General features: G+C 55.8%; 26 protein-coding genes. 21 read left to right on the forward strand and 5 right to left on the reverse strand.

All coding sequences use genetic code 11. From position 1 onward, the window contains the following. Positions 1-25: 25 nt before the first annotated feature. From ACEN2J_RS03690 to ACEN2J_RS03705, 4 genes are all read left to right on the forward strand, one after another. Positions 26-1,144: a Gfo/Idh/MocA family protein gene (locus ACEN2J_RS03690; protein WP_442103388.1), complete on the forward strand. Its 1,119-nt coding sequence runs from the start codon at positions 26-28 to the stop codon at positions 1,142-1,144. 353 nt (positions 1,145-1,497) lie between these two features. Next, positions 1,498-2,505 (forward strand): DctP family TRAP transporter solute-binding subunit, encoded by a 1,008-nt coding sequence (locus ACEN2J_RS03695; RefSeq protein ID WP_442103390.1) that lies wholly within the window; start codon positions 1,498-1,500, stop codon positions 2,503-2,505. Positions 2,506-2,568: 63 nt separating this feature from the next. After that, positions 2,569-3,249: a TRAP transporter small permease gene (locus ACEN2J_RS03700; RefSeq protein WP_442103392.1), complete on the forward strand. Its 681-nt coding sequence runs from the start codon at positions 2,569-2,571 to the stop codon at positions 3,247-3,249. Between the two features lie 3 nt (positions 3,250-3,252). Then, a complete protein-coding gene (locus ACEN2J_RS03705) occupies positions 3,253-4,641 on the forward strand; it encodes a TRAP transporter large permease (RefSeq protein WP_442103393.1) in 1,389 nt (462 codons plus the stop codon). A 96-nt stretch (positions 4,642-4,737) separates the two neighbouring features. Here the strand turns inward: ACEN2J_RS03705 and ACEN2J_RS03710 are convergent, their stop codons facing one another. After that, a complete protein-coding gene (locus ACEN2J_RS03710; protein ID WP_442103395.1) occupies positions 4,738-5,694 on the reverse strand; it encodes a LysR family transcriptional regulator in 957 nt (318 codons plus the stop codon). A gap of 142 nt (positions 5,695-5,836) precedes the next feature. On the opposite strand from ACEN2J_RS03710, the gene ACEN2J_RS03715 reads away from it, so the two are divergent. From ACEN2J_RS03715 to ACEN2J_RS03755, 9 genes are read left to right on the forward strand one after another with little or no spacing between them, the layout of a single operon-like run. Further along, the gene (locus ACEN2J_RS03715; RefSeq protein WP_442103397.1) at positions 5,837-6,622 is read left to right on the forward strand and encodes a transporter substrate-binding domain-containing protein; all 786 of its coding nucleotides are present in this window, start codon (positions 5,837-5,839) and stop codon (positions 6,620-6,622) included. A 58-nt stretch (positions 6,623-6,680) separates the two neighbouring features. Continuing rightward, positions 6,681-7,472: a creatininase family protein gene (locus ACEN2J_RS03720; RefSeq protein WP_442103399.1), complete on the forward strand. Its 792-nt coding sequence runs from the start codon at positions 6,681-6,683 to the stop codon at positions 7,470-7,472. Between the two features lie 8 nt (positions 7,473-7,480). Then, a complete protein-coding gene (locus ACEN2J_RS03725) occupies positions 7,481-8,128 on the forward strand; it encodes an amino acid ABC transporter permease (RefSeq protein ID WP_442103400.1) in 648 nt (215 codons plus the stop codon). Positions 8,129-8,140: 12 nt separating this feature from the next. Further along, a complete protein-coding gene (locus ACEN2J_RS03730; RefSeq protein ID WP_442103402.1) occupies positions 8,141-8,797 on the forward strand; it encodes an amino acid ABC transporter permease in 657 nt (218 codons plus the stop codon). Positions 8,798-8,808: 11 nt separating this feature from the next. Further along, positions 8,809-9,579 carry an amino acid ABC transporter ATP-binding protein gene (locus ACEN2J_RS03735; RefSeq protein WP_442103404.1) on the forward strand — a complete coding sequence of 257 codons (771 nt, stop codon included), beginning with the start codon at positions 8,809-8,811 and terminating at the stop codon, positions 9,577-9,579. Between the two features lies 1 nt (position 9,580). Next, a complete protein-coding gene (locus ACEN2J_RS03740) occupies positions 9,581-10,912 on the forward strand; it encodes an aminotransferase family protein (RefSeq protein WP_442103406.1) in 1,332 nt (443 codons plus the stop codon). After that, a complete protein-coding gene (locus ACEN2J_RS03745) occupies positions 10,913-11,839 on the forward strand; it encodes a 3-keto-5-aminohexanoate cleavage protein (RefSeq protein ID WP_442103408.1) in 927 nt (308 codons plus the stop codon). It begins immediately after the preceding gene. After that, complete coding sequence (locus ACEN2J_RS03750; protein ID WP_442103410.1) at positions 11,836-12,303, forward strand: GNAT family N-acetyltransferase; 468 nt, start codon at positions 11,836-11,838, stop codon at positions 12,301-12,303. The genes ACEN2J_RS03745 and ACEN2J_RS03750 overlap by 4 nt, the downstream gene beginning before the upstream one ends. After that, the gene (locus tag ACEN2J_RS03755; RefSeq protein ID WP_442103412.1) at positions 12,300-13,322 is read left to right on the forward strand and encodes a histone deacetylase family protein; all 1,023 of its coding nucleotides are present in this window, start codon (positions 12,300-12,302) and stop codon (positions 13,320-13,322) included. Before ACEN2J_RS03750 ends, ACEN2J_RS03755 begins: the two co-directional genes overlap by 4 nt. Here the strand turns inward: ACEN2J_RS03755 and ACEN2J_RS03760 are convergent. Genes ACEN2J_RS03760 through msrB form a run of 3 tightly spaced genes read right to left on the reverse strand, consistent with a single transcriptional unit; the run spans position 13,319 to position 15,523 of the window. Continuing rightward, positions 13,319-14,509 (reverse strand): cation:proton antiporter, encoded by a 1,191-nt coding sequence (locus ACEN2J_RS03760; RefSeq protein WP_442103413.1) that lies wholly within the window; start codon positions 14,507-14,509, stop codon positions 13,319-13,321. The two genes, ACEN2J_RS03755 and ACEN2J_RS03760, sit on opposite strands and share 4 nt — an antisense overlap. Before the next feature lie 58 nt (positions 14,510-14,567). After that, positions 14,568-15,080, reverse strand: a complete 513-nt coding sequence (msrA, locus tag ACEN2J_RS03765; RefSeq protein WP_442103415.1) for a peptide-methionine (S)-S-oxide reductase MsrA — start codon at positions 15,078-15,080, stop codon at positions 14,568-14,570. Next, positions 15,080-15,523, reverse strand: a complete 444-nt coding sequence (gene msrB, locus ACEN2J_RS03770; RefSeq protein WP_442103417.1) for a peptide-methionine (R)-S-oxide reductase MsrB — start codon at positions 15,521-15,523, stop codon at positions 15,080-15,082. Before msrB ends, msrA begins: the two co-directional genes overlap by 1 nt. A gap of 230 nt (positions 15,524-15,753) precedes the next feature. Here msrB and ACEN2J_RS03775 point away from each other — a divergent pair, with 230 nt between their 5' ends. The 5 genes from ACEN2J_RS03775 (at position 15,754) to ACEN2J_RS03795 (ending at position 21,592) form a co-directional block, all read left to right on the forward strand. After that, positions 15,754-16,596, forward strand: coding sequence for a flagellar motor protein MotB (locus ACEN2J_RS03775; protein ID WP_442103419.1), 843 nt, complete (start codon positions 15,754-15,756; stop codon positions 16,594-16,596). 115 nt (positions 16,597-16,711) lie between these two features. After that, positions 16,712-18,022, forward strand: a complete 1,311-nt coding sequence (locus ACEN2J_RS03780; protein WP_442103421.1) for a flagellar hook protein FlgE — start codon at positions 16,712-16,714, stop codon at positions 18,020-18,022. Between the two features lie 12 nt (positions 18,023-18,034). Next, entirely contained in the window at positions 18,035-19,489 is a 1,455-nt protein-coding gene (flgK, locus tag ACEN2J_RS03785) for a flagellar hook-associated protein FlgK (protein WP_442103423.1), read from the forward strand. Position 19,490: 1 nt separating this feature from the next. Next, on the forward strand, positions 19,491-20,498 hold the full coding sequence (locus tag ACEN2J_RS03790) for a flagellin (RefSeq protein ID WP_442103425.1): 1,008 nt from the start codon (positions 19,491-19,493) through the stop codon (positions 20,496-20,498). Continuing rightward, positions 20,495-21,592: a flagellar basal body P-ring protein FlgI gene (locus ACEN2J_RS03795; protein WP_442103427.1), complete on the forward strand. Its 1,098-nt coding sequence runs from the start codon at positions 20,495-20,497 to the stop codon at positions 21,590-21,592. The genes ACEN2J_RS03790 and ACEN2J_RS03795 overlap by 4 nt, the downstream gene beginning before the upstream one ends. Positions 21,593-21,717: 125 nt before the next feature. Here the strand turns inward: ACEN2J_RS03795 and ACEN2J_RS03800 are convergent, their stop codons facing one another. Further along, positions 21,718-22,299 (reverse strand): DNA-3-methyladenine glycosylase I, encoded by a 582-nt coding sequence (locus ACEN2J_RS03800; RefSeq protein WP_442103428.1) that lies wholly within the window; start codon positions 22,297-22,299, stop codon positions 21,718-21,720. A 136-nt stretch (positions 22,300-22,435) separates the two neighbouring features. Here ACEN2J_RS03800 and ACEN2J_RS03805 point away from each other — a divergent pair, with 136 nt between their 5' ends. From ACEN2J_RS03805 to phbB, 3 genes are all read left to right on the forward strand, one after another. Next, positions 22,436-23,266: an EAL domain-containing protein gene (locus ACEN2J_RS03805; protein ID WP_442103430.1), complete on the forward strand. Its 831-nt coding sequence runs from the start codon at positions 22,436-22,438 to the stop codon at positions 23,264-23,266. A gap of 145 nt (positions 23,267-23,411) precedes the next feature. Further along, complete coding sequence (locus tag ACEN2J_RS03810; RefSeq protein WP_442103432.1) at positions 23,412-24,587, forward strand: acetyl-CoA C-acetyltransferase; 1,176 nt, start codon at positions 23,412-23,414, stop codon at positions 24,585-24,587. A gap of 92 nt (positions 24,588-24,679) precedes the next feature. Then, a complete protein-coding gene (gene phbB, locus ACEN2J_RS03815; RefSeq protein WP_442103433.1) occupies positions 24,680-25,402 on the forward strand; it encodes an acetoacetyl-CoA reductase in 723 nt (240 codons plus the stop codon). Positions 25,403-25,507 lie beyond the last annotated feature (105 nt).

Here is a 25,507-nt window from a genome sequence, read left to right on the forward strand (position 1 = left end):
ATGCGTCAATTATGAGGAAATCAGGATGAAAACGGTTCGGTATGGCATCATCGGCTGCGGCATGATGGGGCAAGAGCATTTGCGCAACATCGCTTTGTTGCCGCAGGCCGAGGTGGTGGCGATTTATGAGCCAGACGCCGATATGGCCGCGCGTGCGCAGGCCTTGGCGCCGGATGCGGTGATGGTCGGGTCAGTGGCCGAGGTGCTGGCGGTTGAGGCGGTGAACTGCCTTATGATTGTCAGCCCCAACTTTATGCATTTGGCACAGCTCGAGGAGATCGCAGCCATTCGCCCGCTGCCGGTTTTGTGTGAAAAACCCTTGTTCACCGACCCCGCCGATGCACCGCGCCTTGAGGCTTTGCGCGCGGCATACCCTGCGCCGATTTGGGTGGCGATGGAGTACCGCTATATGCCGCCAGTCGCGCATTTGATCGCGCAGGCCGAGGTGGCGACAGGCGGCATTAAAATGCTGACCATCCGCGAGCACCGCTTTCCATTCTTGGAAAAGGTCGGCGATTGGAACCGCTTTAACCGCAACTCGGGCGGCACTCTGGTCGAAAAATGCTGCCATTTCTTTGATTTGATGCGGTTGGTTGCGGGCTGTAATCCCGTGCGGGTTATGGCATCCGGCGGGCAAACCGTGAACCATCTGGATGAGGTGTACGGCGGCGAGACATCAGACATCTGGGACAATGCCTATGTGATCGTTGATTTCGAAAACGGCATGCGGGCGATGTTAGAGCTGTGTATGTTCGCCGAAGGGTCACGCTATCAGGAAGAGATTTCGGCAGTGGGGCCAAAGGGTAAGATTGAATGCCAAGTGCCGGGGCCGGGCCGGTTTTGGCCTGCGCATTTGGGCGCGGCACCTGTGCCGCAGGTCACCGTCAGCCCGCGTGATCCGGCTGGCCCGATTGTGCTGGATGTGCCTGTGGACCCATCGCTGCTGGCGGCAGGCGACCATAACGGATCGACCTTCTATCAGCACCGCGGCTTTGCGGATGTAGTGGCCAATGGCACGCAGCCTGACGTAGGGCTGGACGATGGTTGGTGGGCTGTGGTCATGGGCATGGCGGCGCAAATTTCAGCGACCGAGGGCCGTGTGATCGGCGCAGACGAATTGCGCAGTATGGCGCCAAAGGCCTGATCTTGGCCCCTGGGCTGTGCGGCCCTAGGTGAAAGCCTTGGGCCTGTCACTCTACCGCTGGCGAAAACTCGCCAGCGGTTTGGCAAGATTTCCCCAGTGATTTTGGAAATGTTAGCGCAAAAGGTTTGGTTTTTGCGCCGTTTGCCGCCAAACTGGCAGCGGGCGTAGATGGCTTCGCCCAAAAAACAAGGAGGGCGGAGGACTTTCTGTATGCGCTGTGCGCGCCAACAGGGGGTATGTTTGTATAAGCGCAGACAAGTTTTTAATAAAACTTTCGTGACAAGCCATAACAAATCCATATGACTATACAGCCTAACGGTCGAAAACGGCCGATGTTATCTAGGGAGAGAGACATGAAATTCACCAATCTAGCCATGACTGCCGCCGCTTTGGCGCTGACAACAACCGCAGCTTTTGCCAGCGCAGGCTGTGACGAAGGCGAAGTCGTCATCAAATTTGCGCATGTGACCAACGGCGACAAGCACCCAAAAGGCATTGCTGCGCAGTTGTTTGCTGACCGCGTGAACGCCGAGATGGACGGTAAAGCCTGCGTTGAGGTTTTCCCGAACTCGACCCTTTATGATGACGACCAAGTGCTTGAGGCGATGCTGCAAGGCGACGTGCAGCTTGCCGCGCCTTCGCTGTCGAAATTCGAAGCCTTTACCAAGGTTTTCCAGATTTTCGATCTGCCCTTCATGTTTAAAAACATCGAAGCTGTAGACGAGTTCCAAAACTCGGACACCGGCCAAGCGATGAAAGATTCGATGGTGCGCCGTGGCTTGCAGGGTTTGCAGTTCTGGCACAACGGCATGAAGCAGTTTTCGGCCAACAAGCCGTTGCTTATGCCGGAAGATGCAACGGGTTTGAAATTCCGCGTGCAGCCGTCTGACGTGATCGTGGCGCAGATGGAAGCATTGGGCGCAAGTCCTCAGCCGATGGCGTTTTCGGAAGTGTATGGCGCGTTGCAGACCAAGGTTGTGGACGGTCAGGAAAACACATGGTCAAACATTTATGGCCAGAAATTCTATGAAGTGCAGGACGGCACCACAGAAACCAACCATGGCTTGCTGGACTATATGGTCGTAGCATCCGTTGATTGGCTGGACAGCCTTGACCCAGCCGTGCGCGACCAGATGACCACGATCTTGAAAGAGGTCACCGAAGAGCGCAACGCAGCCGTGAACGAAGTTGATCTTGCTGCGCGCAAGTCGATCGTGGACGCAGGCGGTGTTATCCGTGAACTGACACCAGAGCAAAACCAAGCTTGGCTTGAAGCGATGAAGCCGGTTTGGGCCAAGTTTGCCGAAGGCGTTGGCCAAGAGAACATCGACGCTGCTCAGGCGATCAACGCAAAGCACTAAACGCAGACATGGCGGCGCGTGGGGATCTGCGCGCCGCACCACACTTCCTTGGGAGGGGATGCGATGAGCGGGAAATACGCGCCGCGAACGGCTTTAGGCCGGGCTGTCAATACATTGGAAGAAACTGCGATTGCCCTGATTTTGGGTGTGATGACGCTGCTAACCTTTGCGAATGTGGTTTTGCGTTATGGGTTCAACAGCTCTATCTTTTGGGGATTCGAATTTACGCTATCGCTGTTTGCGTGGCTGGTGCTGTTCGGCATGTCTTATGCGGTCAAGGTGACGGCGCATTTGGGTGTCGATGCGGTGATCACGATGTTTCCCAGTAAGACGCGGCGCATTCTGGCTATCATTGCGGCGGCGCTGTGCATTCTATACGCAGCTTTGCTGTTGAAAGGCGCTTGGGATTATTGGGCGCCCTTTGGCGGGTTTCAACAAACGGGCGGGCGCTGGTTTCCTGAAGGGTTTATAAAAACGCGCGACCAAGGCTGGTATGAGACGGAAACGATCCCCATGCCCGATTGGCTGCGGTTTATTGAAGGCACGTTCAACGCGGGCGAGCATTATGGCAAGCTGCCGCGGTTTATTCCCTATTTCATGCTGCCCTTTGGCAGTGCTTTGCTGCTGTTCCGGTTTGTCCAAGCGGGTTGGGGTATCCTAAAGGGCGACCGTGAAGGCTTGATCGTAAGCCACGAGGCGGAAGATGCCATCGAAGACGTCCGCCACATGAATTACGAGGAATAAGCCATGGAAGTCGTACTTTTATTCGTGATGGTCATTGGCTTTATGCTGATTGGCGTGCCGATTGCGGTGTCTCTCGGCCTGAGCTCGATTTTGTTTTTGCTTATGTTTTCAGACGCTTCACTGGCGTCGATTGCGCAGACTTTGTATCAGGCGATGGAAGGGCACGCGACGTTGTTGGCCATTCCGTTCTTCATTCTGGCCTCGTCGTTTATGTCGACGGGTGGCGTGGCGCAGCGGATCATCCGCTTTGCGATTGCCTGCGTCGGGCATTTGCCGGGCGGCTTGGCGATTGCGGGCGTGTTGGCCTGTATGTTGTTTGCCGCACTGTCGGGGTCTTCGCCTGCAACAGTTGTGGCGATTGGGTCGATCGTGATCGCAGCGATGCGGCAGGTTGGCTATTCCAAGGATTTCGCGGCCGGTGTGATCTGTAACGCCGGCACCTTGGGGATTTTGATCCCGCCGTCGATTGTGATGGTGGTCTACGCCTCTGCGACCGATGTTTCCGTGGGCCGGATGTTTTTGGCAGGTGTTATTCCAGGGTTGCTGGCCGGCTTTATGCTGATGGCGACGATTTTGGGCATCGCGATTGTGAAAAAGCTGCCCAAAGGCGAGTGGAATGGCTGGGGTGAGGTGTGGGAGAGTTTCCGCGATGCCTTCTGGGGCTTGATGCTGATCGCTATTATTATGGTCGGCCTGTATGGCATTCCGGGCATTACGAGCGGCATTTTCACGCCAACCGAGGCGGCGGCGGTTGCAGCAATCTATGCGTTCTTTGTGGCGAATTTTATCTATCGCGACATGGGGCCGTTGCAGAATGATAAGGGCAATGTCGCCCTGTGGCGCAAACCGCAGGCGATTTTAACCAGCTTTTTCCACCGTGACACGCGTGACACATTGTTCGAGGCCGCGAAGCTGACCGTGACCTTGATGTTTATCATCGCCAACGCGCTGATCCTGAAGCATGTTTTGACGGATGAGCAGATTCCGCAAAAGATTACCGAGGCCATGCTTGGCGCGGGTCTGGGGATGATTACCTTCCTGATCATTGTTAACGTGATCTTGCTGATTGGCGGCCAGTTTATGGAGCCTTCGGGGCTGATTTTGATCGTGGCACCATTGGTGTTTCCGATCGCGATTGAGCTGGGGGTCGATCCGATCCATCTGGGCATCATCATGGTGGTGAACATGGAGATCGGGATGATTACGCCACCGGTGGGGTTGAACCTGTTTGTGACCTCGGGCGTGGCGGGAATGCCAATTATGCGGGTGGTAAAGGCCTCGCTGCCGTTCTTGGCGGTGCTGTTCGTGTTCTTGATTATGATCACCTATATCCCGATCCTGTCGACATGGTTGCCGACGTCGATCATGGGGCCGGAAACGGTTATCAAATGACCAAGCGGGGGCGCTCGCGCCCCCCTTCGCCTTACGGCGAATTCCCCCCTGAGGATATTTGGGCCGAACAGAAAGCGCTGTCTTGACGGGTGGGCCTTAGCGGTAAGTACGGTCGCTAAGCGGAGTTTGACTGAGGGTGGTCGTGAGGTTTTGCAACAGGCCAGCTTCGGCGCTGTTTTTGGTGCGTTTTGGGTTGGTGATTAAGTAAATATCGACCGCAGGCAGGTTGGAGTAGGGCGGCAGTTGCCACAGCAGGCCATTGGCGACATCGCGCTGTGCGACATGCACCGGCAAGGCACCGATGCCGATGTTTGAGATAATCATCCGCCGCACCTCGGGGAGGGAAGAGGAGACACCTTTTAGCCCCGGCTTCATACCCGCCTGTTGGCGCAGACCTGCGACGCCGAACAGTGGGCCGTTCATCTCATCCGTTTGAAAAGAAACTGCATTTTCGCCTTTTAGTTCGGCCATGCGGATATCATCGCGGCCAAAAAGCCGGTGTTTGGGCCCGCAATAAAAGCCAAAATATTCCCGATAGAGGATTTGGGTTTCCAGCCGCAAAGGGGGTTCTTGCAGCAGGCATATGCCCAGCGTGGCGCGGTTTTGTTGCACATGTGCGACCACCTCGGCGCTGTCTATGGTTGAAATAGAATAGGTGACCTGCGGGTGGGCGGCGTTGAACTGTTCCAGCACGGCGTCAAAATGCTTGGAGACCACATGGCTGGCAACTGCGATGCTGATATGGCCGGTGACTTGGTCGTCCATCCCGCTCATCAGATTGGGCAGTTGCGAGATGGTGCCAAAGACCGTGCAAGCCTCGGCATAGAGCACCTGCCCCAAGGGGGTGACGCTAAAATGGTTGGGCGAGCGGTTCACCAGTTTGCGGCCAAAGCTATCTTCGAGGCGTTTTAGCGCCGCCGAGATAGTCGGTTGTTTCAAGCCGAGGAAGTTGGCGGCGGGGGTGATGCCGCCTTCATCGACCACAACCATAAAGGTGCGCAGCAGGTTCCAATCGAGTTGCCAAGGCAGGCGTTGTTCGTATTTTTTGAGCATAGATCAAATCTATCTAAAGCATTTTCATTATCTATTTGCCCTATGATGCCCAGCAATGCAACCTTGTGCTACAGATCGCCTCTGGGCGCGCAAGCCGCGCAGTGGCCAAAAAATAAGCCATATAACCGGGAGAAAATTGAACATGGGTAAAATTGGAAACATTCTGCGTCGTAGCGTTTTGGCGGGTGGCGTTGTTGCTATGGGGATGGCGCTTGCGCCTGCGGCCTTTGCCGATGAGCTGGCCGCGATCAAAGAGCGTGGCGTTTTGAAAATTGCGATGAGTGGGCAGTATCCGCCGTTTAACTTTGTGAATGAGAAAAACGAAGTTGTCGGGTTTGACCCAGCGATTGGTACCGAGATTGCCAAGCGGATGGGCCTGAAGACCGAGATTATCACCACCGCTTGGGATGGGATTATCGGCGGGCTATTGGCCAATAAATATGATGCGGTTGTGGGGTCGATGTCGATCACTGAAGAGCGCGACAAGGTGATTGATTTTGTCGGGCCGTATTACACCACCAAGCGCGCGATTTTCACCAAGGCGGGCTCGGCTATTACCAGCGTAGAGCAGCTGAAGGACGTGAAGGTTGGCGTGACCTTGGGCGAGACGCATGAGCAATGGGCGCGTGACCAAGGCTATGACATCAACACTTATAAGGGCCTGCCCGAATTGCTGTTGGAGCTGACCAATGGCCGTGTCGATGCAATCGTAAACGATTCGATTCCTGTGATGCTGGCGATGAAAGCTGGGCAATACGACCTTGCGGTGATCGAAGATCCTTCGGCCGTGCCGATCGGTGCGGGGATTGCCATTCGTGAGGGTAACCCAGACCTGGCGGCGGCGATGAAGGCCGCGCTGGACAGCATGATGGAAGACGGCACCTATCTGGCGATTGCCAATGAATGGGTTGGCGGCGACATTCGCTAACTGTGAAATCTGGCCTGTCGGGTGTTCCGGCGGGCCATTTTTGCTTTGGGGGCAGCGCGTGACGACAACATATGGACATTTGACGTGGGAAAACGTGCGCGATGCCGATAAGGATCGCGTGGTTATTCTGAACGTTTCCGCGACCGAAGATCACGGGCCGCATATGCCGCTCGATACCGATACGGTTTTGGGCATGGCGGTGGCCGAAGGGGTGGCCGCTGCTGCACCGGATGAGGTGTTTGTGATGCCTGCCGTGCCTTATGGATTCAATGAGCATCATAAGGATTTTCCGGGGGTGATATGGATTCAGCCCGAAACCTTGATCGCCTTTGTGTGTGATATCTGTAAGTCATTGGCGCACCATGGATTTAGGCGGATTTTGCTGCTGAACAGCCATGGGTCTAACCATCCGGTCTTGGATTTGGCGGCGCGTAAAACTGTTATTGAGACAGGGATTATCTGTGTTTCGGCAAGCTATTGGAACCTGATGTCGGCGCGAATCAATGAAATTCGTGCCTCGGACATGGGAGGAATCGCCCATGCGGGCGAGTTTGAGGCAGCGATGTACATGCACCTGCACCCTGAACGGGTGGATTTGTCACGCGCTACCGCGCAAATTGTGCATGACCCGAACAGCAAGTTTTTCAACCTTGATCTGGCGGGCAAAGGCGGGGGCGCGATGTTGATGCGTTGGTGGTCGGCGGCGTCACCCGATGGCACGATGGGCGACCCGACTGTCGCCACGGCGGAAAACGGCAAGCGGTTTTTGGCTGCGGCGATTGAAGAAACCACCGCCTTAGTGCGTGAGATCCGGGCCTTGCCGATCTTGCCGCGCGTTGATCATCATTAGGGGGCGGTATGGATTTTGAACTTATCCTGCGGGTCTATCCGTTTTTCCTTGAGGCGGCGTGGGTTACGATTGAGCTGTCGATTCTGACAACCATTCTGGGCCTGACCTGCGGTGCGCTGGGGGCAGCGGCGCGGATGTCGCGCAGCATGGTTTTGCGGGCGATTGGTGCGACCTATGTCAGCATATTTCGCGGTACCCCTGCGCTTATCCAACTGTTTATATTGTACTTTGGTGGGCCGCAGATCGGCATTCAGCTGGATGCGTTTGAGGCGGGCGTGATCGGGCTTGGCGTAAACATCGGCGCCTATATGGCCGAAACCATGCGTGGGGCGATCCAGTCCGTTGATAAAGGCCAGACCGAGGCTGCGCGCACGCTGGGGATGAGCCGTTGGGAAACCATGCGCAAGGTAGTGCTGCCACAGGCGATGCGGATGATGATCCGGCCTTTGGGCGTGAACATCAACGCGTTGATCAAAGGCACGGCGCTGGTCGCGGCGATCTCGGTGATTGAGCTGACCTATACGGCGCAGCGTTATATCGGCAGCACCTATAAGCCGTTTGAGATGTTTTTGCTATCTGGTGCGCTGTACATGGTCATTATTTATGTGGTCGGCCAAGGGGTTGCCTGGCTGGACCGCAGGGCGCGGATCACATGAGGGGGCATGGCTATGGGGCTTGATTTTAGCGTGGTGCCTAGTTATTTTGGCGTGCTTTTACAGGGCATGGGGTGGACGGTAGCCATCACCATCGGCGCAGGGCTGCTCTCGTTTTTCGGCGGGATCGTGTTTGCCGTGGCGGCGCTTTACGCGCCATGGGTCATCCGCCTGCCGATGCGCAGCTTTGCCTTTTTGTTCATGGGCACGCCGCTGCTGCTGCAACTGTTTCTTATCTATTTCGGGCTTATTCAGGTGGGGATTGACCTGCCTGCCTTTGTGGCTGGTGTGATCGGGTTGGGCCTGCATTTTGCGGTTTATAATTCGGAACTGATACAGGCGTCGATTTTGGCGGTCGATAAAGGCCAATATGAAGGCGCGCGCACGCTGGGCCTGTCGCGCGGGCAAACTGTTCGGCGGATCATCATTCCGCAAGCGGTGCGGGCGGTTATTCCACCGATGGGCAACAATATGATTGCCCTGCTGAAAGACAGCGCCTTGGTCTCGGTGATCGGCGTGATGGAACTGACGCTGGCTGCGCAGCAGGCGATTTCGCGCACCTACCGGCCGTTCGAGTTCTACCTTGCCGCCGCCTTTTGCTATTACATCATTAACCTCGCGCTAGAAGCGGGCCTGCGCCGGCTGGAACGCCGCATTGCCGCGTCGCGTTGAAAGGGATTGCCATGACCACATCGGCCTTTGTCGAAATCAAGAATGCCGCCAAGAGTTTTGGCAAGTTACAGGTGCTGCGTGACATCAACTTGACGGTCGATCGCGGGCAGATCGTGGCCATCATCGGGCCGTCGGGTTCGGGCAAATCCACGCTGCTGCGCGCGATAAATGAGCTGGATCCGCTGACCTCGGGTGAGGTGTGGTTGGAAGGGGTGCAGATTAACCGCAAGCTGCCGCACCGCCAGTACGAGGCGCATGTGAATCAAGTGCGTCAAGATATTGGTATGGTATTTCAACACTTTAATCTGTTTCCGCATTTAACCGTGCGCGGCAACATCACGCTCGCGCCGCGTATGCTGAAGGGGCTGAGTGAGGCGGATGCGAACAAGCTGGCCGAGGAACAACTGACCAAAGTGGGGCTGCTGGAAAAGATCGATGAATACCCGTCGCGCCTGTCGGGCGGGCAAAAACAACGGGTCGCGATTGCGCGCGCCCTGGCGATGAAGCCCAAGGTGATGCTGTTTGATGAGGCGACCAGCGCCTTGGACCCAGAGCTGGTTGAGGAGGTTAACATGGTGATGAAGCAGCTGGCCGAAGAGCACATGACCATGATTATCGTCACGCATGAGATGGATTTCGCGGCCTCGGTCTGTGACCGCGTTTTGTTTATGGATCAAGGGGTTGTGGTTGAAGAAGGCCCGCCCTCGGTGATCTTTCAAAACCCCAAGGAAGAGCGCACCCGCAATTTCCTGCGCAAACATCTTGCACGGAACGGGGGCTAATATGTCGAACCTATTCTACCAAACCAAATCCCCGCGCCCGGTGCTGGACCGCGCCGAGGGCATCTATATGTGGGACGTAAACGGCAAGCGCTATATTGACGGATCATCCGGCGCGATGGTGTCGAACCTTGGCCATTCCGACCCTGCGGTTCTGGATGCGATGCGGGCGCAGATGGACAAATCTACTTTTGGCTACCGGCTGCATTTCCAGACCGAGAGTTCCGAAGAACTGGCGCGGATGACGGCGGATCTGGCTCCCGAAGGCCTGAACAAAGTGTTCTTTGTTTCAGGCGGGTCCGAGGCGGTGGAAAGCACGCTGAAACTGGCGCGGCAATATGTGATTGCCCAAGGCGAGCCCCAGCGGTTTAAGGTGATCTCACGCTATCCCAGTTATCACGGTTGTACGCTGGGGGCCTTGGCGATTACCGGCTATGCGCCGATGTCCGCCCCCTTTGATCCGATGATGCAGCGCATGCCGAAAATTTCGGCACCTAGGGCCTATCTGGATGGGCTGGATGCGGATGATCCGGCAACGGGGCTGCACTATGCCAACATGTTGGAAACGGCGATTTTGCAAGAAGGGCCAGAGACGGTTTTGGCCTTTATTGTCGAACCCATCGGTGGGGCATCAACGGGCGCTTTGGTGCCACCTGCAGGCTATATGCAGCGTATTCGTGAGATTTGTACCCAATATGGTGTGTTGCTGATCCATGATGAGGTGATGACAGGTGGCGGCCGCACTGGGCAGTTTTTCGGGGCGGAACACTGGGGCACGACGCCGGACTTGATCGCTTTGTCCAAGGGGTTCGGCGCGGGCTATGCGCCGCTTGGTGCGATGATCGCGCGGGATGATATCGTCGAGGCGGTGATGGCTGGTGGCGGTTTCATCCACGGGTTTACCTATGCGGGTAACCCGCTGGCCTGTGCAGCGGGCGTGGCGGTGCTGACACAAATTGCCAAGCGCGATTTGGTAGGAAATGCGGAACGGATGGGCACGGCCCTGAAAACGCGGCTAGAGGGATTGATGCAACGCTATGCGCTTATCGGCGACGTGCGTGGCAAAGGGCTGATGACGGCGTTTGAACTGGTCGCCGATCGCGCTACGATGGCGCCGCTGGACCCTGCGTTACATGCCCATGCGCGGCTGGTTGATATTGCCTATGACAACGGGTTGATCATCTATTCCCGCCGCACGCGGGGCGGTACGTCGGGCGATCATTTCCTTGTCTGCCCGCCACTGATTACGACAGAGGCGCAGCTGGATGAGATCACGGATTTGCTGGATCGGTCGCTGGCGCAATATGTGGCGGAATTGCCCGCTGGTGTGGCCTGAATGTCGAAAATCATTATCACTTGTGCGATCACGGGGTCTATTCATACACCGTCTATGTCGCCGTATTTGCCAATAACGGCGGATCAAATCACTGAAAACGCTGTAGATGCAGCCGAGGCAGGCGCGGCGATCTTGCACCTGCATGCGCGTGATCCGGTGGATGGCAGACCTTCGGCTGCGCCTGAACATTTTATGGCATTTTTGCCACGTATTAAACAAGCCTCGGGTGCTGTGCTGAACATCTCAACCGGTGGGAGCGCGACGATGACGCTGGACCAACGACTGGCCGCGCCGAAATTGGCCGCGCCAGAGATGTGCTCGCTGAACATGGGCACGATGAATTTCGCGCTGTACCCAGCAGCCGCGCGGATTACCGATTGGAAATTTGACTGGGAAAAGCCGTTTTTAGAAGGCTCGGACGATCTGGTATTCAAAAACACCCCGCGCGATATGGCGCATGTTTTGGACCAGATGGGCACGCAACGCGGCGCGAAGTTTGAGTTTGAATGCTATGATATCAGCCATCTGTATATGCTGCGGCATTTCAAAGATCGCGGGTTGGTGCAGGGGCCGCTGTTCATTCAGTTCGTGTTTGGCGTACTCGGCGGCATGGGGCCGGACCCGGAAAACCTGACGCATATGAAGCTGATTGCCGACCGACTATTCGGCGACGACTACATGTTTTCCGTGCTCGCAGCCGGGCGGCATCAGATGCCGCTGGTCACCATGTCGGCGATTCTGGGCGGGCATGTGCGCGTCGGGCTGGAGGATAGCTTGATGATCTCACGCGGGGTTTTGGCGCGGTCAAACGCCGAGCAAGTTCTGAAAATACGCGGGATTGTTGAGGCCTTGGGCCGCACGGTGGCCACGCCCGCCGAGGCGCGCGCGATGTTGCAGCTCAAGGGCGCAGATCGGACGGCGATGTGACCGATATTGCGATTGCACAAGTGACCTGTGACGATGTGGATCTGCTGCATCAGGCGTTGACGCAGTTGTCGCGGGATTTGGGCGATACGCATATGGCCAGCGTTTCTGCGTTGGAGGCGGCGGGTTTTGGGGCCTCGCCTGCGTGGCGGGCGCTGTTGGCGCGGCGTGGCGATGTGCCGGTTGGGGCGCTTCTGGCGTCACCTTTGTTTTCCACCACGCGGGGCGGGTTGGGGTTGTTTGTGTCGGACCTTTGGGTTGATGCGGGGATGCGCGGGCAGGGGCTGGGGCAGCAGTTATTGGGGTATGCCTTGCGCGAATGGGCCCCCGTTTTTGTAAAGCTTTCGGTGTACGAGACCAACTTGGACGGCCATGTGTTTTATACGCGCACAGGGTTTACAGCCCAAGACGATACCAACATGATTTTGCACGGGGCGGCGCTGGAGCGCCTGAAAGGACAGCCATGAAAGCGATATTTGACGACCGGCAATGGAAACACACGCCGCAGCATTTCATGGCCAATGGCGCGATTTTGCCCAACCCCGAACAGGCCGAGCGGATTGATATTTTGCTGGCTGGCGCAGGTGCAGCGGGCTGCGAAGTGGAAGCGCCTGTGGATGCGGGGCTGGGGCCGATTGCGGCGATACACTCGGCCGAATACCTGACATTTTTGCAGAATATTTATGCGCGTTGGCGGCGGATCGAGGGCGCGGGTGAAGAGGTTATTCCCAACATTCACCCCGCAAATCGCGGCGACAGCTATCCGAAGTCGGCCATAGGCCAAGCGGGGTATCATCAGGCCGATACAGCGTGCCCCATTGCCTCGGGAACATGGGAAGCGGCGTATTGGTCGGCGCAATCCGCTGTGACGGGGGCTGACGTTTTGCTTGGGGGCGAGCGGGCGGCCTATGCCCTATCGCGTCCGCCGGGGCATCATGCGTTTGGCGATTTGGCGGGGGGGTTTTGCTTTCTGAACAACTCGGCCATCGCGGCTGAACGTTTTTTGGCCAAGGGCTTACGGCCTGTGATTTTGGATGTTGATGTGCATCATGGTAATGGCACGCAGGGCATATTCTATGGCCGCCGCGATGTTTTGACGGTGTCTATCCACGCCGACCCTGCACGGTTCTACCCGTTCTTTTGGGGCCATGCGCATGAACGCGGGGAAGGGGCAGGCTTGGGCTATAACCTGAACCTGCCTTTGCCGCGCGGCACGGATGATGCGGGGTTTTTGGCAACTTTAGATGTGGCCTTGCAGCAAATCCGCAGCTTTGGCGCGGATGTTGTCGTCGTGGCCTTGGGGCTGGATGCATATGAGGGCGACCCGTTCAAGGGCCTCGCGGTGACAACCCCCGGCTTTGCGCGGATAGGGGCAGCGATTGCGGGGCTGGGGTTGCCCACGCTGTTTGTGCAAGAAGGTGGCTATATTTGTGACGCATTGGGCGACAATCTGACCAGCGTTTTGGGCGGGTTTGAAGAGGCCTAGTGTGGCGGCTTGCCAATCCTGTCGGACAAGGGGTTGGCCGTTAGCCCGTGCAGCAAGATTGATAGGCCAATGGTCAGCGATACTGTGGCAAGAAACGCCTCTTCCTTGGGGAAATCGAACTGGTCGATCATCAGCAGCGTGAACAAGATTGACGCGATACCGCGCGGCCCGAACCAGCCGAGAAACAGCTTTTCGCGCAAGAGCAGACCTGTGCCGACAAGCGACAGAAAAATCGGCAGCATCCGCACGAGAGTTAGAAACAGCAATGATAGCAGCACCGTGCCGGGGGTCGCATAGGCCAAGCCCAAAGGCAGCAAGAACGCGCCAAACATGATAAAGGCGGCCATGGTCAGTAATTGGCCTTCGCCATCCATAAAGGTGCCAATCGTGTGGCTGTTGTGGCGATAGGTATTGCCAAAAACCATACCCGCAACAAACGCTGCAATAAAGCCGTTGCCACCCACCAACCCTGCAAGAAAAAAGGCTGTAAAGGCAGTGCAGAGAAAGACAACAGCGCCTGCGGCTTGGTCCATCGTGTCGCAGGATTTTGCCCAATCCATCGCACGCGCGGCAAGCCAGCCCACGGCGATGCCCGTCAAAGGCCCAAGGATTACCTGTTGCAGCGCCTCTAGCGCCAGACCTTGGGTTTGGGCCGCGCCCGTTGTCGACGCCAAGATCGCGCCGAGCAGCACGAATGGCAAGGCCAGCCCGTCGTTCAGCCCGCTTTCAATATTGATGGTTTGGCTTAGATGGGCGGGCACCTTGGCGCTGGTCACCACGGTTTGGCCCAAGGCGGCATCGGTGGGCGTTAGCACTGCGGCAGTGAACAGCGCCATCGCCCAGCCCGACGCGGGGTGCAGCCAATAGGCAACAACGGTGCCCAAGGCGATGGTCAGCGGCAAACCAATCACCAGCATACGCGCGGGCAGTGTCCATTCGGTGGCCAGTTTGCCAAAACGCACATGGCTGGCATCGGAAAACAACACCAAAACAAGTGTGACCTCGGCCAGAATCTTTTTACCCTCATAGATAACGCCAGCGGGCAGGGACGCCTGCAGCGTTTGTGACAGGGCAAGGCCCAAAGCCGTGAAAAGGATGGGAAGCGTGATGACCGAGCGCGAAATAGATTTGCTGAACAAGGAGTAGACGGCAAAGGCCAGCAGGATAATCAACGCAGCAAGGGTCATAGGGCCGGTCCGTTGTAAATGGCTTGCCCCGCGTTTGGGGGCAAGCCAGAGGATAAGATTATTCGGCAGCCTGTTCGGGCGTGCGTTTCGGCAAAACCCAATCGGCGCGTGGAAAATGGCATGTATATCCGTTGGGAAGGCGCTCAAGATAGTCTTGATGTTCAGGCTCGGCCCGCCAAAAATCGCCTGCCGCCTCAACCTGCGTGACAACCTTGCCCGGCCAAAGACCGCTGGCGTTGACGTCGGCGATGGTATCAACCGCTAACTGTTTTTGGTCGTCCGTTGTGTAATAGATCGCCGAACGATAACTGGCACCGCGATCATTGCCTTGGCGGTCAATCGTGGTCGGGTCGTGGATTTTGAAAAAGAATTCCAACACCGCGCGATAGCTGGTTTTCGCCGGATCGAACTTAATCTCAATCGCCTCGGCATGGGTGCCATGGTCGCGGTAGGTAGCGTTTTGCACATCGCCGCCGGTATAGCCGACGCGAGTTGCCGTAACGCCGGGCAGCTTGCGGATCAGGTCTTGCATGCCCCAAAAGCAGCCGCCAGCGAGAATTGCGGTTTCCATTAGTTTTCCTCTACTTGGCTTAGGTAGGCGCCGTAACCTTCGGCCTCCATCTGGTCGCGTGGCACAAAGCGCAGGCTGGCCGAATTGATGCAATAGCGCAAGCCGCCCATCTCGCGCGGGCCATCATTGAAGACATGGCCTAAATGGCTATCAGCGTGTTTTGAACGCACCTCGACGCGGCGCATCCCGTGGCTGCTATCGCTGATTTCTGTGACCATATCGTGATCAACCGCCTTGGAAAACGCAGGCCAGCCGCAGCCGGAATTGAACTTGGACGAGGATGCAAACAGCGGCTCGCCCGAGACAATGTCGACGTAGAGACCCGCCTCGAAATGCTTGTCATATTCGCCGGTAAAGGCGCGTTCTGTGCCGCTGTTTTGCGTTACCTCAAATTGTTGAGGCGTCAGCTGGGCAAGGGCTTCTTTGGTTTTTTGATAGGTCATCTTCACCTCTTGTTCATGGCGTGGTTATGTACACGCCGTTTCAGGCATATTCCCTATTTGGGGCGTCACACCCCAAAAATCAAATAACCTGTGTTTGTGCTTTGGAAACAAAGAACAAAACATAGTCACATTGCCCTGAACCCAACGGTAACTCTGAAAATTGTACAGGTTAAGAAAGCGTTCATCCCTTTGCAGTAAACCTGATGTTGGGTGAATAAAAGGGTGGTGTGATGGACGGGCAATCAAATGCCAGACCAGTCATCATTAAGCGAAAGAAAATCATACAAGGCGGCGGGCACCACGGTGGGGCGTGGAAAGTTGCCTATGCTGACTTTGTGACGGCCATGATGGCCTTCTTTATGCTTATGTGGCTGCTGAATGCGACAACTGAAAAACAACGTAAAGGTTTGGCTGATTATTTCAGCCCGACGATTCCGATTAACCGCATTTCTGGAGGCGGGGATGGGGCCTTTGGCGGTGATAACATAGCCTCGGAAGGGCAAGATATGGAAGGTGGGAGGGGCGAATTGTCGTCTTTTTCTACCGAGGATGCCTCGGTTGGTAGCGAAGGCGTTGTGGATTCTGCGCTTGCCAAAACAGAAATGGAGGCTCAGGCGGCCGAGGTTGAAAAGGCGCTGGCTGCGCGCGGCGGCGAGAGCATGACGATGGAACGCGCGCTGCGTCATGTCACGACAAGGGTCACGGATGAAGGGCTGATTATTGAGATCTTTGATCTGGATGATGCGCCGCTTTTCGAAGGCATAACTGCGGCACCCACGCCGATGCTTAAGCAGATTGCGGTGGTTGTTTCCGAGGTTTTGGCCATTACAACCAATAAATTGGCGATAAACGGCTATGTGCGCGCTTTTCCCATTATGCTGATTGAGAATCCGGCATGGGCCTTAACGGCGGCGCGTGCGCAAGCCATGCGTGACCTTCTTCAAGAGGAGGGGAGCGATTCGGGGCGTGTTCAACGTGTTAGCGGTTTTGCCGATAGAAAACCGATAACCGCAGACCCGATGGCCATTCGCAACAACCGATTAGAGGTCGTTTTGTTGCGGCGAAACCGTTGAGAAAGGCGTTTTTGCAGGGAAGTCAGATCAAGTTTTAGCTATTAGGGTGATCTTAAGGCGCAGCATGCAGTTTGGGCTAAGACCAGAGGTCCTAGCAGCAGAAAGGCGCTAACTTATGACGATTTCCTCTTCGCTCAATGCCGGGGTGGCAGGGCTAAATGCCAACGCCACCCGTCTTGCGACAATTTCCGATAACATCGCAAATTCTGGCACGTATGGCTATAAACGGGCCGATGCCGATTTTCAAAGTATGGTTGTGACCAATGCTGCAGGGGCGGGCATATATTCTGCTGGCGGTGTTCGGGCTACAAGCAATCGGATGATCGACCAACGTGGTGCTTTGGTGGGCACGTCAAACGCGCTTGATATTGCCATTTCGGGGCGTGGCATGCTGCCCGTTGCCTCGGCCGTCAGTGTTACGGCTGAAGGGGTTGGCGACGGCAGGATGTTGATGACGACGACTGGGTCCTTCCGTTCGGATTCGGATGGCGTTCTGCGCACCGACTCTGGTTTGGTGCTTTTGGGGTGGCCCGCAAATTCAGATGGAACAATCCCCGTGTTGCCGCGCGACACTGTTACTGGGCTAAAGCCTGTTACGATTAACGCGAACCAACAAGCGGGTGATCCGACCACAACGATGAAGCTGGGCGTTAACCTTCCTGCAACCAGTACAATGACAGGTGCGTCAGGGGACCCACTTCCGCTTTCTATCGAATATTTTGGCAACTTGGGTACGTCAGAGACGTTGGATGTTAGCTTTACTCCAACGGTTCCTGCGACCGGTTCTTCGAATGAATGGACCATGGTTATCACCGACACCGCGCAGGGCGGGGCGACAATTGGTTCTTATACCCTAACGTTTGACGATTCACGCGGATCTGGCGGCACGTTAAGCTCTGTGGTCGCGCTGTCTGGCGGTGCCTACAATGCTGCTGATGGCACGTTGGATCTGACTGTGGCTGGGGGCCCCATGTCGATGAAGATCGGGAGCCTGGGCGATCCAAACGGTTTAACGCAGCTTTCTGACAGTTTCGCGCCGACTTCGGTCACCAAAAACGGGTCTCCGGTTGGGAATTTGACAGCGGTAGAGATTGATGAAAACGGCTATATCAATGCCACATATGATACAGGTTTTACGCGGCGCTTGTATCAAATTCCGATGGTTGATGTTCCAAACCTGAATGGCCTTGTTGCGTTGAACAATCAAACCTACCAAATCTCACCAGATTCGGGTTCGTTCTTTTTGTGGGACGCAGGCGATGGCCCTACGGGTGCCGTAGTTGGCTACGCGCGCGAAGGGTCCACTACCGATGTCGCTGCAGAGTTGACCGCACTCATTCAAACGCAGCGTGCATATTCATCCAACGCAAAAGTCATTCAGACTGTTGATGAGATGTTGCAAGAAACCACCAATATTAAGCGATAGGAGGCCTAAAGGATGAGTATTTCAGGATCCATGTCGAGTGCGCTTTCCGGGCTGACGGCTGCCGCGCGATCCGCAGAATTGATCTCGTCAAACATTGCGAACGCGTTGACCGATGGTTACGGTCGGCGCGAGTTGCAGGTAAGCGCGCAAAAGCTGGGAAGCACTGGCCAGGGCGTTCATATTGTCGGTGTTTCGCGTGACATAAATCAGGCTCTTGTGGCCGATCGGCGGATTGCCGATGCCAGCGCTTCAAATATGGGCCAGCGCTTGGAATTTTTGACACAGTTGAGCGTGGCACTTGGCAGCCCGGAAGAGGGCTCTTCGTTAAGCGGCAGGTTGGCGTCATTTGACAGCGCCCTGATCGCGGCCGCCGCCGAGCCTGAAAGCAGTGTAAGGCAAGGCAATGTCGTAGAAACGGCACGATCGGTTGCTTCAGGAATTCGCTCGGTCTCAACCCAAATTCAGTCAGCGCGCGCTGAAGCGGACGCTCAAATTGCGACCGAGGTCGGCACGATCAACAGTGCTTTGGTTTCGATTGCAAAGCTGAACACGAATATCGCCTCAACGAGTGGCGGTGGACAGGATATCTCTGCATTGCTGGATCAGCGTCAACAGTTGATTGATAAGATATCCGCATTTGTTCCGTTGCGCGAGATTCCGCGTGAAAACGGCAAAGTGGCTTTGTACACGACTGGCGGCGCGGCGTTACTCGATGGCTTGCCGGCGACGCTTGGGTTTTCCTCTGTGAACCTAATCACTCCTGATATGACTTTGGCATCGGGCGCCCTGTCAGGGTTAACAATTAATGGCCGTGCGATTGATACCGGAGATAAAGGGACAATCGCAGGGGGCTCTTTGGCCGCAAATTTTGCGATACGCGACGATTTGGCGCCAGCGGCGCAAGCCGAATTGGATGCGGTGGCGCGGGATTTAATCACACGTTTTCAGGATCCTGCGGTGGATACAACCTTGTTGGCGACGGATGCTGGCCTGTTCACTGATGGCGCTGCGGCCTTTTCGGCGTTGAACGAAGACGGGGTCGCCGCGCGGATCGGGCTAAATGCTGCGGTCGATCCGTCAAATGGCGGCGCCGTTTGGCGGGTTCGAGATGGTATCGGCGCAACATCGCCTGGCTTAGCTGGGGATTCGACGCTTTTCTCTGCGATGCAAACGGCTTTGAATGGCGCGCGAACAACTGCAACGGGGCAGTTCGCTGGCGGTCAAAGCGGTGCCGTGATGTTGACGGCAAAGCTTATGTCCTCGGTCGCGAGCGACAAGCTGACACTGGAAACGGAGACCGGTTTTGCCTCTGCAAGGGCTACAGCCTTGTACAGTTTAGAACTGGAAGGCGGCGTGGATACGGACAGCGAACTTCAAGATCTGCTTTTGGTTGAGCAAGCCTATGCGGCGAATGCGAAAGTCATCCAAACCGCAGACGATATGCTCCAAATTTTGTTGGGAATGTAAAATGGATATGAATGGCATCGGGGATATGGCGCAGACTGCGAGTATGCGTCGTTTTTCAACAGGGTTGAAACAATCGGCCAACACCGCAGCGCAAGAGTTAACCACAGGCTATACGGCTGATGTCGGGCGAAAGCTTGGTGGTGAGCTTTCGAATCTGACGGGGCTGGAAACCAGTCTCACCCGATTGAGTGGTTACAAGGTGGCCACCGATGCGGGGGCAAGACTAACCGGCGGCATACAAACGGTTCTGGAGCAGATGGATTGGCTGACCGATGGCATGGGGATTTCTTTGATGAATGCAGCGACGATTTCACAGCCGGGGTTTTTGGAAGGTATGGTTGCCGATGGGGCCAATAAATTTGAATCGCTTTTATCTTCACTGAATACCCGCGTTGGCGAAAGAACTTTATTCGCAGGCGTTGCCAGCGGTGGCCCGGCAGTTGCCAGCGCGGACGTTATTCTTTCGGCTATCGAGGCCGCAATTGTGGGGGCCGGCGCTGTATCTTCTGTTGATATAAAAGCGGCGGTCTCGGCCTGGTTTGACGACCCAAGTGGCTATCGGGTCGTTGGGTATCTGGGGGGCGAGGCAGCCGCAGCTCTCTCCGTCTCGGCAGAAGACAAGCTTGATATCGGCTTCACAGCGGCGGATCCGGCCATTCGAGATACGCTTAAATCCATGGCGATGGTTGCGCTGGTCGATCGGGGGACCGTTATTGCCGATTCAGAAACTGGCGCCGAGCTGATCTTTGTAGCCGGGAACCAGATGCTGCAAAATCAGGCTGATCGTGCTGTTCTTGCCGGTCGGGTAGGGCTGGCGCAGGCGCGGGTTGACCTCGCGCGGACACGGAATGAGGCTGAAGGGTCTGCCCTCCAATTGGCGCGTTCAGATCTTTTGGCGGTTGACCCTTATGAAGCAGCGACCCGCATGGAGGCGGCGCAGACACAGCTGGAAACACTGTATTCGGTGACCGTGCGACTGTCGCGCCTGAGCTTGGTGGATTTTCTATGATCCTTAGACTCCTCTTTATTTTGCTGTTCTTTCCGAGTTTGGCGTTTTCAGCCCCGATCCGGATCAAGGATCTTGTCGAGTTTGATGGGGTTCGTGGAAACGATTTGGTCGGTTACGGGCTTGTTGTTGGCTTGAACGGCACAGGGGATGGCATGCGCAACGCGCCATTCACAGAAGAGATCATGACCAATCTGCTGGAACGTTTGGGCGTAAATGTGAACGGCGAACAGTTTCGCCCTAAAAACGTTGCAGCGGTGTTCGTGACAGCGGCATTGCCCCCGTTTGCGCGTATGGGTGGCAGAATAGATGTGACCGTATCGGCAATTGGCGATGCAAAAAGCCTTTTGGGGGGGACATTGGTGATGACGCCATTGAATGGTGCCGATGGGCAAGTTTATGCGGTTGCGCAAGGGACGATTATTGCAGGCGGAGTCGCGGCTGAGGGGGCTGCGGCGAGGGTTGTCCAAGGTGTGCCCACTGCGGGTGTCATTCCTTCTGGTGCGCGCGTCGAACAGGAGGTGGATTTTGATTTTTCGGGCCTAAAGACAATTCGCCTCGCTTTGCGAACGCCTGATTTCACAACAGCGGGGCGAATTGAGGGGGCGATCAATACCAATTTTGGCCGTGGCGTGGCTGTGATGCTGGATGCTGGTACTGTCGCTTTTAATATGGGGGCATCGCGTATGCCCTCTCCTGCGCATGCCATCGGGCGGATTGAGAATATTTTAGTCGAGCCGGAAACGCGGGCGCGGGTTGTCGTTGATCAGCGTTCAGGCACAATTGTGATGGGGGCCGATGTAAGAATTAGCCGTGTTGCAGTTGCGCAGGGCAGCTTGACGCTGCGGGTAGAAGAGACGCCAATGGTTGTACAACCAAACCCCTTTACGGAAGGCGAGACAATCGTCGTTCCGAGGACAAAAGCAAGCATTACGCCAGCGCCGGGGACAGGAATGGCGGAGGTTGACGGATCAACGAACCTTTCCGAGGTTGTAGCTGGTCTAAATGCGCTGGGCGTTGCCCCGCATGACATGATCGACATCCTTAAAAGCATCAATGCCGCTGGCGCGCTTCATGCGGAGTTCCTCGTGCATTAGGGGGCAATGCTGGAGGCGCGCTATCTAGCACCTTTTTTGATGGCATGGAGGTGCCGCTTAGGTACTCTCGGCCCGCAGCATAGGAAGCTCTTCAGCCTAACGTGATATCCCTTGAAGGCGTAATGTCAAATTATTGGGCGTTTAACCATTTTGGCCACTTTCGCGTGGCACGGACAGCCAATTATGTGGTCGTTCACCATTCCCGTGGCTTGCATGAAGGCATAGACAATTGTGGGGCCGCAAAAGGTGAAGCCAGCCTTCTTCAAGTCCTTTGAAAGTTGGGTGGAGAGCGGTGTGAAGGCCGGCACATCGGCCATGGTTTGCATTTGGTTTTGCAATGGCGTCCCGCCGACATAGGTCCAAATCCAATTGGAAAACCCCGTATCCGCTTCAATTTTTAAATAGGCGCGGGCGGATTTAATCGTACCTTCGATTTTGCCACGATGCCGCACGATGCCGGGGTTCGCGAGCAAACGCTGTACATCGTCATCGCCCCATTCTGCAATAATTTCGGGGTGAAAGCCTTCAAACGCGAGGCAAAAGGCATCACGTTTTTTGAGAATCGTAATCCACGACAACCCAGCCTGAAAGCCATCGAGGATAAGCTTTTCCCAAAGCGCGCGACCATCCCATTCCGGCACGCCCCATTCGGTATCATGGTAGGCAAGATACATTGGATCGGTGCCGGGCCAAGTGCAAGTGGTCATCATGGTTCTTTCTATTGATGGACGAGAAGTACGTAAAATTGGAACAAGCAGTGAATTTTTACCAGTCCTTTACGTCGATCGTGGCAAGATAACGTAACGGTTCGGGGGATTCCCCATCAATTGCTGGGGGCAAGACATGGTATTTCTCAATCGGATTGAGCGGCAATTGGGCGATGAAAGCCCTTTGTCGGCCGTGATCAAAGCGCGAGACGGCGAAACCATGGCGATGGTACGTCAAGCGATTCATGAAAAACGTATGCGGCTTGCCTATCAGCCGGTGGTTGTGTCGGCGGATCCGTCGCGGATCGCGTTTCATGAAGGGCTAATGCGGGTGATTGACCCAATGGGTAGGGTCATTCCTGCAAAAGATTTTATTGATGCGGTTGAGGCGGACGAACTGGGGCGGCAAATTGATTGCCTCGCCTTGGATATTGGCCTCACGACCTTAACCAGATTTCCTCAGGTGCGTTTGTCGATCAATATGTCGGCGCGGTCGGTTGGTTATCCACGCTGGATGAAAATTTTGCGCAAAGGTCTCGCAACTGACAAAACGATTGGAGAGCGCCTTATTCTTGAGATCACGGAAAGTTCGGCTATGATGGTGCCAGAACTGGTGATTGCATTTATGGACGACCTGCAGGCGCAAGGTGTTTCATTCGCGTTGGATGACTTTGGGGCTGGGCAAACCGCCTTTCGCTATTTCCGTGATTTCTTTTTTGATGTGATCAAAATTGACGGGCAGTTTATCCGCAACATCCACCGTGACCCCGACAATCAGGCTCTGACCCGTGCGTTAATGTCGATTGGGCAGCATTTTGATATGCTGACGGTCGCAGAATCGGTGGAAACACAACAGGAGGCAGAATGGCTACAAGCCGCAGGCATTGATTGCATGCAGGGATATGCTTTTGGTGCACCAACCGTTCGCCCTGCCTGGCTTGCAGATCGCAAGGCCAAAACCGCATAGCCATTTCCCCTGCGTCACTTATGCTGCATTTAACTGCGCCCAGATCCTTGATTTTTGGTTGTGCTGGTCTTAGCCATAAAGCTGAGCGGATCGGGTGACCCCTTCCGCACTTCGGCACTCTGCCGGCTTTAGGGAAGGACCAACCATGACCAATGTTGTAATTGTTTCAGCAGCGCGGACTGCTGTCGGAAGCTTTAATGGCGCATTTGCCAATACGCCGGCGCATGAACTGGGGGCGGCTATGATCGCCGAGGTTGTTGCGCGTGCGGGCATTGATAAAGCCGAAGTAGAAGAAACCATTTTGGGCCAAGTGCTGACCGCTGGCCAAGGCCAAAACCCAGCACGCCAGGCCCATATTCTTGCCGGGCTGCGGCAGGAAAGCAGCGCTTGGTCGTTGAACCAAGTGTGCGGTTCGGGCCTGCGCGCGGTCGCTTTGGGCGCACAGCATGTACAGCTGGGTGATGCCGCAATTGTGGTCGCTGGTGGTCAGGAAAACATGTCGATGTCGCCCCATGTTGCGCATTTGCGTGCGGGCACCAAAATGGGTGACATGAAGATGATCGACAGCATGATCAAAGATGGCCTTTGGGATGCATTTAACAACTACCATATGGGTCAAACCGCTGAAAACGTTGCTGAAAAATGGCAGATTAGCCGTGAAATGCAGGATGCTTTTGCGGTAGCCAGCCAGAATAAGGCCGAAGCCGCACAAAAGGCGGGCAAGTTCGCGGATGAGATTTTAGCCTTCACCATCAAAACCCGTAAGGGCGACATCACGGTCAATGCCGATGAATATATTCGCCACGGTGCCACTCTCGAATCGATGCAAAAACTGCGCCCGGCCTTTACCAAAGACGGCACTGTTACGGCTGGGAACGCTTCGGGCCTGAACGATGGCGCAGCCGGCGTTTTGCTGATGTCCGAGGCCGAAGCCGCAAAGCGCGGTCTGACCCCGCTGGCGCGCATTGCGTCGTATTCCACCGCAGGATTGGATCCGGCGCTCATGGGTGTTGGCCCGATTTACGCCAGCCGCAAAGCGCTGACCAAAGCTGGCTGGAATGCAGCAGACCTTGATTTGGTTGAGGCGAACGAAGCCTTTGCCGCCCAAGCTTGCGCCGTGAACAAAGACATGGGTTGGAACCCAGATGTGGTGAACGTGAACGGCGGCGCTATTGCGATTGGTCACCCGATCGGCGCCTCGGGCGCGCGTATTCTCAACACCTTGCTGTTTGAAATGAAGCGCCGCGATGCCAAGAAAGGCCTTGCTACGCTGTGCATCGGCGGCGGTATGGGCGTGGCTATGTGCCTTGAGCGTCCATAAAATCTTTAAGTGAAAATGCGGGCGCAACATTGTTGCGCCCGCGCGCTACTTTCGATAACACTATTTCAAAGCAATCTCGTGGAGGAGTTATTATGTCTAAAGTCGCCCTTGTTACTGGAGGGACGCGCGGAATTGGCGCAGCCATCGCTGTTGCTCTGAAAAATGCCGGCTACACCGTTGCGGCAAACTATGCTGGCAATGACGAAGCTGCCGCTAAATTCACCAGCGAAACCGGGATCAAAACCTACAAGTGGAACGTGGCGGATTACGACGCTTCCAAATCAGGCATTGCGCAGGTCGAGGCCGATCTTGGCCCAGTGGAAATTGTGATTGCAAATGCAGGTATCACCCGCGATGCGCCGTTCCATAAAATGACGCCAGAGCAATGGCATCAGGTGATCGACACCAACTTGACCGGCGTTTTCAACACCGTTCACCCGATCTGGCCCGGTATGCGTGAGCGTAAGTTTGGCCGGGTTGTCGTGATTTCGTCGATCAACGGCCAAAAGGGTCAGTTCGCCCAAGTCAACTATGCCGCAACCAAAGCAGGCGACCTTGGCATCATCAAAAGCCTTGCCCAAGAAGGCGCGCGCGCTGGCATCACGGCAAACGCTATCTGCCCAGGCTATATCGCGACCGAGATGGTCATGGCCGTGCCTGAAAAGGTGCGCGACTCAATTATTGCAGGTATTCCGGCGGGCCGTCTGGGTGAGCCAGAAGAAATCGCGCGCTGCGTCGTGTTCCTCGTTTCCGATGATGCTGGCTTCATCAACGGCTCGACGATCAGCGCAAACGGCGCGCAATTCTTCGTCTGATCCTATCCATACTATCGAAAGGGGCTGGCACCGCTGCTGGCCCCTTTTTGCTGTTGCGGCTTCATCTTGGCCCAAATACCTAAATCCCGCAGCCGCCACCACGCA

Origin of the sequence: Pseudorhodobacter sp. W20_MBD10_FR17 (assembly GCF_052119765.1) — a bacterium.
Lineage (GTDB): Bacteria > Pseudomonadota > Alphaproteobacteria > Rhodobacterales > Rhodobacteraceae > Pseudorhodobacter.